Raw genomic sequence first — 10,259 nt, forward strand, 5'->3', positions numbered from 1 at the left:
GGAACGGTGCCATTGCCCGAATGAGCAAGCACCCCACCCCGGCCCCGACCCACGACGAAACCGCAGGCGCACAACGCACCGGCAGAAAGCCGCACACGAAGCAGCACCCCGACCCAGGGGTCCGGGGGCGGAGCCCCCGTGGGGGTAACCCCGACCGGGACATCCGCCCCGTACACCCGGGACCTATGGATCTGTCCGGGCCCACCACGAGGGCGGACCGTGGAAGGATGGACCCCGTGCATTTCGCTGCCCGCGACCGCGCCGACATAACCGGCCGCGCCGATCTCGACGTCCTGCTGCGCCGTTTCTACACGGCCGCCTTCGCGGACCCCCAGATCGGCCCCTTCTTCACGGAGATCGCCGGCACAAGGCTCGACATCCACATGCCCCGGATCACCGACTTCTGGGAGCGCGCCCTCTTCCGCAGCGCCGAGTACCAGCGCAACGCCTTCGCCCCGCACTCCGCCCTGCACTCCGTCGAGCCGATGACCGCCGAGCACTTCGGCCGCTGGGTCCAGCTGTGGCACGCCACCATCGACGGACGGCACGCGGGACCGAACGCCGAGCGCGCCAAGGCGCAGGGCGAACGGATCGCGGTCGCCATGCTCAAGCGGCTCTCCGGTGGCCACCTCGACACCTCGGGCGACGGCACCGGCTTCATCCCGCTCGCGGCGGTCGAGCTGCGCGCCGCAGCCTGAGCCGTACGCACCACGCCACCACCTGAGCCGTACGCACCACGCCGCCACCTGAGCCGTACGCACCACGCCGCCACCTGAGCCATACACACGCCACCGCCACCTGAGCCATACGCACGGTCGGCCTACTTCAGGTCGTACGTCACCCCGGTCAGCTGCTCCGACGCCGCCCACAGCCGTTCCCCCGCCGCATCGTTCAGAGTCCACTTCGCGCGTACGGACTTCACCGGCGCCCCGCGCCACCCCTGCAGACGCGGCCCGGTGAACGAGTCCGGACGCACCCCCGGCGCCGTCGCCGCGTACAGCGTGGGCAGCGCGCCCGACTCGGCCGACTGGGCGAGGAGTTGCGTACCGAGCCCGGCGACACGTTCCGCGAGGCGCCGGCCTTCCATACGCGCCCCCGCCGTCTGCAGATTCGTCCGCGCGAACCCCGGGTGCGCGGCCGCCGCGACCACCTCGGAGCCGGTGGCCTCCAGGCGCCGCGCCAGCTCATGCGTGAAGAGCAGGTTCGCGGTCTTGGAGCGGCCGTAGGCCACCCAACGCCGGTATTTCTTCTCCGAGTTGAGATCGCCGATGTCGATGTTCGAGAGGAAGTGCATCCCGCTCGACACGTTCACCACCCGCGCGCCCGGAGTCGCGAGCAGCTTCGGCAGCAGCAGTCCGGTGAGCGCGAAGTGCCCGAGATGGTTGACGCCGAACTGGGTCTCGAAGCCGTCGGCCGTCTTCCCGTAAGGGAGCGCCATGACGCCCGCGTTGTTGATCAGCAGATCGAGCCGCTCACCGTCGAAGGCGGCCGCGAACTCCCGTACCGACTGAAGATCCGCCAGATCCAGGGAGGCGAACTCGACCTCGGCGTCCGGGACTTCGGACACGATCCGTGACCGCGCCTCCTTGCCGCGCGCCTCGCTGCGGCAGGCGAGCAGCACCCGCGCCCCGCGCCGGGCCAGCTCACGGGCGGCCGCCAGGCCGATACCGCTGTTGGCGCCGGTGACGACCGCGGTGCGGCCGCTCTGGTCGGGGATGTCGCGCGCGGTCCAGGCGGTCATGACGGTCCTTCCGGAAGGATGCACTTCGGTCGAACGCCAGGGTACGGCCGGGCTTACCGACGGGTAAGCCCAGCCGCCCGGGTCGCACTCGGCCGGCTCAGGCCGCCGAGCCCCCGTCGATCACCAGATCCGTGCCCACCACGGACGCCGCGTCCTCGGACGCCAGGTACAGCACGGCCGCCGCGACCTCGGCGAGGCTCGACACCCGCCCGAGCGGGTTCGACGCCTTCATCCGTACCGCCCGCTCGGCCTCCGTCTCACCCGGCTGGAGCGACATCGTGGTGTCGGAGGCGCCCGGGCTCACCGCGTTGATCCGCACACCGTCGCCGATGTGGTCGAGCGCCGCCGCGCGGGTCAGGGCGGAGACGGCGGCCTTGGAGGTCAGATAGCCCGCGACTCCGGGGATGCGGGTGTGGGCGCCGAGGTTGGAGGCGATGTTGACGATCGCCCCGCCGCCGTCCTGGCCGCGCATCACGCGGATCTCGGCCTGCAGTGCGTGCAGGACACCCGTCACGTTGATGTCGAGCAGCGTCTGCCAGTCGTCGACGGTGAGGTCGGCGAGCGGCCCGCCGCCGCGGAAGACGCCCGCGTTGTTGACGGCCACGTCCAGGCGGCCGTGCCGGCGCACGGTTTCGGCGACCAACTCCCGTACGTCGGAAGCCTTGCTGACATCCGCGGTCACCGCCGACGCGGCGCCGCCCGCCGCCTCGATCAGGGCGACGGTCTCGTCGAGCGGCCCCGCCGTGCGCCCGGCGACGACGACATCCGCCCCTTCGGCGGCGAAGGCGAGCGCGACGGCGCGGCCGATGCCGGAGCCGGCACCGGTGACGAGGACGGACTGTCCGGTGAAGCGGGTACGGGTGATGGTCATGGTGACTCCTGCATCGGTGGAGGGCTTTGCTGAATGGAGATATCGGTAAGGGAACTCTCGTCAGGGAGCTGTCAACGACGCCTGCCCACACGCGAGTTGACCAGCGCAAGCACCGCGAACCCGGCCGCCAGGGCGGCGAAGGACCCCGTGTCCCCGCCGAGCGAGAGCGCCGCCGCGAACACGACCGACGCGCCCAGCTCCATCGCGGTGTTGAACACCCCGCCCGCGAGCCCGGCCTGCGCGGCCGGCACCTTGTCCGTGGCGAGCACCGCCGCCCCCGCGAAGGCCACGGCGGCGCCCGCCGGCAGCAGGAGCGTGGCGGGCAGCAGTCCGTAGGCGTACGGGAGGTGCTCGGCGAGCCCGGTGAGCGCGATGAGTCCGAGCCCGGCGGCAGCCGTGACAAGCCCGCCCGCGGTGGTCCGTGCCGCCCCGATCCGGGCGATCAGCGGCCCGGCCGCGCGTCCGGCGGCCAGCTGCGCCACCGCGAACGGCACGAACACCGCCGAGGTCTCCAGCGCCGACCACCCCCGCTGCTCCTGGAGCTGGAGGGAGAGGACCACGAACGTGACCGAGGCGCCCGCGGCCGTCACCGCTACCGCGAGCAGCCCGGCCGCGCGCCGGCCGTCCCGCAGGAAGTGGGGCGGCAGCAGGGGATCGCGCGCCCGGCGCTCCACCGCGAGGAAGGCCGTGAGCAGCGCGGCGCCGGCGAGCAGCGGCACCAGTACGGGATACGAGATCCAGCTGTACGTATCGGAGACGACGAGTCCGTAACTGGCCAGCGTCACACCGGCGGTGACGAGCAGCGCGCCCGGGAGGTCGAGGCCGGCGCGCGGCTCGGCCGGCCCGCTCCTCGGAGAGCGGGCCGGGAGCACCCCCGGGGCGGGGGGGGGCGCCCCGCCGGCCACGAGCACCGGCACCGCGAACGCCGCGCGCCAGGACCACAGCGCCGTGGCGACCCCGGCCAGGACGTTGCCCGCCGTCGCGCCGAGCATGTTGAGCCCGCCCCAGGTCGCCATCGCCCGTCCGTAGGCGGCGGGTTGGGGGAAGAGCGCCCGCAGCAGGGCCATCGCGGCGGGCGCGGTCAGCGCGGCCCCCACACCCTGCCCGAACCGTGCGCCGAGCAGCACCGGATACGTCGGCGCGAGCGGTACGAGCACCGAGGCGGCGGCGAAGACCAGGAGCCCGGCGGCGAATACCGGCCGCCCTCCGTACCGGTCGGCGAGCCGGCCGCCGAACAGGAGCAGGCCCGCGAAGGCGAGCCCGTAGGAGGCGCTGAGCAGGATCAAGTCGGCATGTGCCAGGCCGAATTGGCGCCCGATACGCGGGAGCGGGACGGCCAGGGCGGCGAGCGTGAAGATCAGCGTGGCCTGGACCGTGCCGAGCAGGGCGAAGGCCAGGGCGGTCGGGCGAGGCGAGGGAGGTGAGGGAGGTGAGGGAGGCGAGCGAGGTGGGGGAGCGGGTGGGCTGATGAGGTCCGGGCCGCCGGCCGGGTCCGGCGCGCGGGTGCGGCCGGTGAGTTGCGGGTTCGGTGCGCCGGTGGCGCAGGGCTGGTGGAGCGCGGTCATGATCCCCCTCTTTCTTGACCGATCGGTTCAGTATTGAGGCGTAAGGAAGGGGTGCCGCCGGGGGCACCCCTTTTCTCGTACGAGCCGCAGCTCAGCCGCCGAGCAGCTTCAGCGCCTGCTCGGCCGCATCCCGCACGCGCCCCGGATCGCTGGACGCCTTGCCGGCCACGCGGAGCCCCTGCATCAGGACGACCAGCATCCGGGCGAGTGCGAGCGGTTCGCTGTCCGCGGGCAGTTCGCCCTGCGCCCGCGCCCGGGTGAGCGCGGCGTGCAGGGGTGTCTCCAGGTGTTCCCAGCTGCGCTCGACCCTGCGGGCGGCGTCCCGGTCGTGTGCGGCGAGCTCGGCCGCGGTGTTGGTGACCAGGCAGCCGGCCAGGCGGGTCGTCTCGTCCGCGGCCTCATCGGCGAACCGCCGCACCACCTCGCGTACGGCAGGCAGTACGGGGCCTGGCTGTGACAGCTCTTCGACGAGCAGTGGATCCCTTGTCTCGCCGTAGCGGTCGAGGGCCTTCAGGTACAGCTCGTGCTTGCTGCCGAAGGTCGCGTACAGGCTGGCCCGCCCGATCCCCAGATGCGCGGTGAGATCGGCCATCGAAGTCGCCTCGTAGCCGCGCCGCCAGAACAGCTCCATGGCGGCCTGCAGCGCTGCGTCGGGATCGAACTCCTTGGTGCGGGCCATGTGGATGACCATAGATCTATCCGGAACGATCGGTCAAGTATTGCTTCCGGCGTCGGGGAAGCAGGGCCTCCGAACGGAGCGGGTGATTCGCGTGGCGATGTGGGAGCGCTCCCGTTACCGTCGGGTGCGCATCGTCCAATTCGACGTATCTGGGGGGAAGTTGAACGGGAGAGCAGGAAGAAGAGCTTTGGTACGGGGGCTCGTCGCGGCAGCCGCCGCGCTGGGCCTCGTATGCGCGGGGACCGGCAGCGCGCAGGCTCAGGCCGTGACCGTGGAGGTGCGGGCCGAAGAGCCGGGCGGGCTCGCGTTGACCCTGAAGCACGAAGGGCTCGTGCCCAGGCCCGTCTATGACCCCGATCCCGGCGCCATCAGCGGGCCACGCCAGTGCGGGCTGATCTACCACCACTACTACCCGACGTCGGGCTGCGGCGGATTCACCGTGAGCGCGACGCTGCACGGGGTGCGCGAGCTGCCGGGGTACATCGCGGGGAACTATGGCAGCGGTGGATTCGACGCCTACGCGGACACCGCCAGAACCTTCGGGTGCACCGCGGCCGACGGCAGCTTCGACTGGGGCAGCTCGTTCGTGGTGCGCACCACGCAGACCACGCTCAGCCACGTCTACTACCAGGGCGGCGCCAACTGGGTCGTCGGCGCCCATCGCTCGGATCCGACCCGGGAGTTCGGGCCGTACTTCTTCCTGAACTTCGCGCCCGTCGATTTCACCTGTCCCGAGGGGCGCTCGAAGGTGCAGTACGGCCTGAAGGTCAGCAACATCACGATCTCGACCCCCGAGGAGAACGACGTCTTCGGCAAGATGACCTGGCGCGCGGAGGGTCCCTTCTACTGGTGACGGGCCCTCCGCGGACCGCTGGTCCCTACTGCTGACCGCCCAGCCGCACCTCGTACGCCTGGACGGCGACCTCCTCGTCGTCCAGGCACCGCCCCGACTCCAGGTCGAAGCGCTGCTTCAGGAGCGGTGAGGCCACGAAGGCGCGTCCGGCGGCCGAGCCGAGGAGCCCTCGCGACAGGACCGACGCCCCGGTGAACGGGTCGCGGTTGTCGATGGCGTACGCCCGTCCGGAGCGGTCGATGAAGAGCGCCGCATGGCGCCCGTCCGGGAGCAGGGCCGCCACCCCGCGCCCGGGCTGCACCGCGCCGGCCGGGCAGACGGTGAACCAGGCGTCGTCCAGCTTGAGTTGAAGGTTCATCGGGCGGTCAGCGCTCCTTCGGGGGTCAGCGGGATCAGTACGGGCGCGCCCGGTTCGAGGACCTGGAGGTCCGGCTTCATCTGGTCGCGCTCGGCGACGAACTGGACGGTGGGGTCGGGTGTGCCGGGCGCGTTGACGAAGGACACGAAGCGGGCGAGCCGCTCGGGGTCCTGCAGGGTCTCGGCCCATTCGTCGCTGTAGCCCGCGACATGGGCGGCCATCAGGGACTCCAGCTCGTCGCAGAGCCCGAGCGAGTCCTCGACGATCACCTCGCGCAGGTGGTCGAGGCCGCCCTCGAGGCGCTCCAGCCAGCTCGCCGTGCGCTCCAGACGGTCGGCGGTGCGGATGTAGAACATCAGGAAGCGGTCGATCAGGCGGATCAGTTCGGTGTCGCTCAGGTCCTGGGCGAGGAGGTCCGCGTGGCGCGGGGTCATGCCGCCGTTGCCGCCCACGTACAGGTTCCAGCCGCTCGCCGTGGCGATCACGCCGAAGTCCTTGGACTGGGCCTCCGCGCACTCTCGCGCGCAGCCGGAGACCGCCGACTTCAGCTTGTGGGGTGCCCGCAGGCCCCGGTAGCGCAGCTCCAGATCGATGGCCATACGGACCGAGTCCTGCACGCCGTAACGGCACCAGGTCTGCCCGACACAGGACTTCACCGTACGGAGCGCCTTGCCGTACGCGTGACCGGACTCGAACCCGGCGTCCACCAACCGCGCCCAGATGCCCGGGAGTTGGTCGACGCGGGCGCCGAAGAGGTCGATGCGCTGGCCGCCGGTGATCTTCGTGTAGAGACCGTAGTCGCGCGCCACCTCGCCGATCACGATCAGCTTCTCGGGGGTGATCTCGCCGCCGGGGATGCGCGGCACGATCGAGTACGAGCCGTTGCGCTGCATGTTCGCGAGGAAGTGGTCGTTGGTGTCCTGGAGCGCGGCCTGTTCGCCGGCCAGGACGTAGCCGTCCGCGCCGATCGCGGGTGCGAGCGAGGCGATGATCGAGCCGACCGTCGGCTTGCAGATCTCACAGCCCTCGGTGCCGCGTGCCGCGTCCCGTCCGTGCTCGTCGAGCAGTCGCGCGTACGAGGTGATGCGCTTGACCCGGACGATCTCGTACAGCTCCGCCCGCGTATGGCCGAAGCAGCCGCACAGACCCTTGTCGCCGCTCTGCGGAAGCAGCTGCAGGATCGTCTTGACGCAACTGCCGCAGCCCGTACCGGCCTTGGTGCACTGCTTGACCTCGGGCAGGGTGCCGCAGGCGCAGATCTGGCCCTTGGTGACGTTGTGGCAGGAGCAGATGACCGCCTCGTCGGGCAGCGCGTCCGGGCCCAGCCTCACGGGACCGCCCGCGCCCGCCGGGAGGACCAGCTGCTCGGGGGAGACGGGCGGCACGGAGCCGGTGAGCGGCCGCAGCATCCCGTACGCGTCGGCGTCACCGACGAGCACGCCGCCGAGCAGCACGCCCTCCGGGTCGACGACCAGCTTCTTGTACGTGCCCGAGCGCGAGTCCGCGTAGACCACGTCGAGGCAGCCCTCGGTGGCGCCGTGCGCATCGCCGAACGAGGCCACGTCCACGCCGAGCAGCTTCAGCTTCGTCGACATGTCGGCCCCGGTGAACGAGCCAGGGAATCCGGCGATCGCGTCCGCCGCCGCCTCGGCCATCGCATAGCCCGGCGCGACGAGCCCGTACACCTTCCCGTCCACGGTCTGCGCGCACTCGCCGATCGCGTACACCGCGTCGTCGCTCGTACGGCACTCCTCGTCGACCTTGATCCCGCCGCGCTCGCCGACGTCCAGGCCGGCATCCCGGGCGAGCTGGTCACGCGGCCGTACGCCGGCGCTGAACACCACCAGATCCGTGGGCAGTTGTGTCCCGTCCGTCAGGAGCATCCCGGTGACGCGGCCGGCCTCGTCGGTGACGATCTCCTGCGTACCCGCGCCCGTCCGCACATCGAGCCCCATGCGCTCGATGGTGCGAAGGAGCGCCGCGCCGCCGCCCTCGTCCACCTGCGCGGGCATCAGCCGCGGCGCGAACTCCACGATCTGCGTGGTCAGCCCGAGTCCCTTGAGCGCGCCGGCCGCCTCGAGCCCCAGAAGCCCGCCGCCGACCACAGCGCCCTGGGTGGCGTCCTTGGCGTAGGTCTCGATCGCTTCGAGGTCCTCGATCGTCCGGTAGACGAAGCAGCCCTCGGCGTCCTTGCCCGGCACCGGCGGCACGAAGGGGTACGAGCCGGTCGCGAGCACCAGGATGTCGTACGCGAAGGCGCGGCCCCCGCGTGTGGTGACGGTCTTCGCCGCGCGGTCGACGCTCTGCGCCGGCTCGCCGAGGTGCAGCTCGATGCCGTGCCGCGCCATGAAGCCGGCCGGGGTGAGGGAGAGTTCCTCGGCGCTCCTGCCTTCGAAGTACGAGGTCAGATGGACGCGGTCGTACGCGGCGCGCGGCTCTTCGCACAGCACGACCACCTGGTGGCTGTCGGCGACACCGCGCTCGACGAGCGCCTCGAGGAACCGCTGGCCGACCATGCCGTGGCCGACGAGCAGAAGGGTGGGCCGATCGGCGGCCGGAAGGATGGGCGGCATGTCAGAAGCCTCCGTCGTGGGTGAGCAGATGGTGCAGTGATGCGTCCTGGGGCAGCGGCTCTGCGGCATCCCAGGCGTCGGCGAGTGCGCCCACGGCGCCGAGCTCACCGAGCAGCACCCCGCCGACGAGCCGGTCGTCACGGACGACGACCTTGCGGTACGTGCGGCGGGTGGCGTCGGTCAGCCGGATCACGTCGTCGCCCTCGCGGATCGACGGATCGCCGAACGTGGCCAGATCCAGGGGGAGTTGACCCGCGTCGCTGAGGGTCAGCCGGGTCAGGGAGCGGGTGCCCTCGTATGTGCTGTCCTTCTGCTGCAGGAAGTCGGCCAGGGCGTCGGCCTGTTCGAGGGCGGGCGTGGCGAGTCCGTAGGTGCGGCCGCGGTGTTCGGCGCAGTCGCCGATCGCGTGGATCGCGGGGTCGCTGGTGCGCAGCTCGTCGTCGACGACGATGCCGCTCCGGACGTCGAGTCCGGCCTCGCGGGCGAGCTGGGTGCTGGGCCGCACGCCGCAGGCCAGCACGATGAGATCGGCGTCGAGCGCGTACCCGTCGGCGAGCGCGACGCCGACGGCCCGGCCGCCCCGCGTCCGCACTTCCCGTACACGGCACTCGGTGTGCACCTCGACGCCGCGGAGCTTGAGATGTTCCCGTACCAACTCGGCCGCCTCGGCGTCGAGTTGCCGCTCCATGAGGGGCACGCCCTCCTGGGCGAGCACCACCTGCGCGCCGCCCTCCGCGGGCGGCTGCGCACACAGCACACCGAGCAGCCCGCCGCCGATGACGACGGCGCGCGCGCCCTCCCGTACCGCCCCGTCGAGGGCCAGGCAGTCGTCCATGGTGCGGAAGGCGTGCACGTTCTCCGGCAGCCCCTGGGCCAGGCCCCGCAGGGCGGGCAGCACGGGGTTGGAGCCGGTGGCGAGGACGAGGGAGTCGTAGGGGAGGGGCCCGGCGTCGGCGAGGTGGACCTCGCGCGCCGCCCGGTCGATGCGTACGACACGGTCCTGGAGCACCGGACCGGGGTCCGGCAGCTCGGTCACCTCGGCCGGATAGCGGCCCGCGAGCACGTCGGCGAGCAGCACGCGGTTGTACGGGGCGTGCGGCTCGGCCCCGACGAGCGTCACGTCTGCGTCGCTCCCGGCCAGCCGCAGGCCGAGCCGTGCCCCGGCGGTGCCGGCCCCGATGACCACGATGCGCTGTCCCATGCCGTTCAGGGTGCGCGGCGGGTGTTGCCCCACCGGATCCTCACGGTTTCCCGTTGGGAACGGGGAACTCAGCGGGGTGGGGGGTGGGGTGTGAGGTGGGGTGCGGTCTCGTTGTCGGGTGCGGGCCGGTGGCGCCTGCGGCGGGCTCCTTGTCCCCTACTCGCCCCTTCCTGAAACTGGGGCTCCGCCCCCAGGCCCCTGGATCCGAACTCCGTTCGGATGTCCTCAAGCGCCGGACGGGCTGGGTGTGGGCGGTCCGTCGAGGGTGGCGTGTGGGGTGGGTGGGGTTTGGGGCTGGGGTGGGGGGCGGGTGCGTTGCCTGATAGTGCCTTGGCTGGGGTTCCGCTCCCTGCGCTGCCGCCCGCAGCTTCGTCGTGGGGTCGGTGCCGGTCCGGGGTACCTGTCATACGGGCAATGG

Annotated in this window: 9 protein-coding genes; 2 read left to right on the forward strand and 7 right to left on the reverse strand. The window is 72.0% G+C overall.

What is annotated here, in order from left to right; genetic code table 11:
* Positions 1 to 227 precede the first annotated feature (227 nt).
* Entirely contained in the window at positions 228 to 698 is a 471-nt protein-coding gene (locus tag JAO81_RS40745) for a group III truncated hemoglobin (RefSeq protein ID WP_199553062.1), read from the forward strand.
* A 122-nt stretch (positions 699 to 820) separates the two neighbouring features.
* On the opposite strand, the gene JAO81_RS40750 is transcribed toward JAO81_RS40745, so the two are convergent.
* The 4 genes from JAO81_RS40750 to JAO81_RS40765 form a co-directional block, all read right to left on the reverse strand.
* Positions 821 to 1,741, reverse strand: coding sequence for an oxidoreductase (locus JAO81_RS40750; protein WP_199553063.1), 921 nt, complete (start codon positions 1,739 to 1,741; stop codon positions 821 to 823).
* Positions 1,742 to 1,838: 97 nt separating this feature from the next.
* Complete coding sequence (locus JAO81_RS40755) at positions 1,839 to 2,612, reverse strand: SDR family NAD(P)-dependent oxidoreductase (RefSeq protein ID WP_199553064.1); 774 nt, start codon at positions 2,610 to 2,612, stop codon at positions 1,839 to 1,841.
* A gap of 71 nt (positions 2,613 to 2,683) precedes the next feature.
* On the reverse strand, positions 2,684 to 4,177 hold the full coding sequence (locus JAO81_RS40760) for an MFS transporter (RefSeq protein ID WP_199553065.1): 1,494 nt from the start codon (positions 4,175 to 4,177) through the stop codon (positions 2,684 to 2,686).
* A 91-nt stretch (positions 4,178 to 4,268) separates the two neighbouring features.
* A complete protein-coding gene (locus JAO81_RS40765) occupies positions 4,269 to 4,856 on the reverse strand; it encodes a TetR/AcrR family transcriptional regulator (RefSeq protein WP_199553066.1) in 588 nt (195 codons plus the stop codon).
* A 265-nt stretch (positions 4,857 to 5,121) separates the two neighbouring features.
* Between JAO81_RS40765 and JAO81_RS40770 the strand changes: the two genes are divergently transcribed.
* The gene (locus tag JAO81_RS40770; protein WP_199553067.1) at positions 5,122 to 5,709 is read left to right on the forward strand and encodes a hypothetical protein; all 588 of its coding nucleotides are present in this window, start codon (positions 5,122 to 5,124) and stop codon (positions 5,707 to 5,709) included.
* A gap of 25 nt (positions 5,710 to 5,734) precedes the next feature.
* On the opposite strand, the gene nirD is transcribed toward JAO81_RS40770, so the two are convergent.
* From nirD to JAO81_RS40785, 3 genes are read right to left on the reverse strand one after another with little or no spacing between them, the layout of a single operon-like run.
* The gene (nirD, locus tag JAO81_RS40775; RefSeq protein WP_199553068.1) at positions 5,735 to 6,067 is read right to left on the reverse strand and encodes a nitrite reductase small subunit NirD; all 333 of its coding nucleotides are present in this window, start codon (positions 6,065 to 6,067) and stop codon (positions 5,735 to 5,737) included.
* The gene (nirB, locus tag JAO81_RS40780) at positions 6,064 to 8,640 is read right to left on the reverse strand and encodes a nitrite reductase large subunit NirB (RefSeq protein ID WP_199553069.1); all 2,577 of its coding nucleotides are present in this window, start codon (positions 8,638 to 8,640) and stop codon (positions 6,064 to 6,066) included. Before nirB ends, nirD begins: the two co-directional genes overlap by 4 nt.
* A 1-nt stretch (position 8,641) precedes the next feature.
* A complete protein-coding gene (locus JAO81_RS40785) occupies positions 8,642 to 9,841 on the reverse strand; it encodes an NAD(P)/FAD-dependent oxidoreductase (RefSeq protein WP_199553070.1) in 1,200 nt (399 codons plus the stop codon).
* Positions 9,842 to 10,259 lie beyond the last annotated feature (418 nt).

Source organism: Streptomyces sp. N35 (assembly GCF_016464295.1).
Taxonomy (GTDB): Bacteria; Actinomycetota; Actinomycetes; order Streptomycetales; family Streptomycetaceae; genus Streptomyces.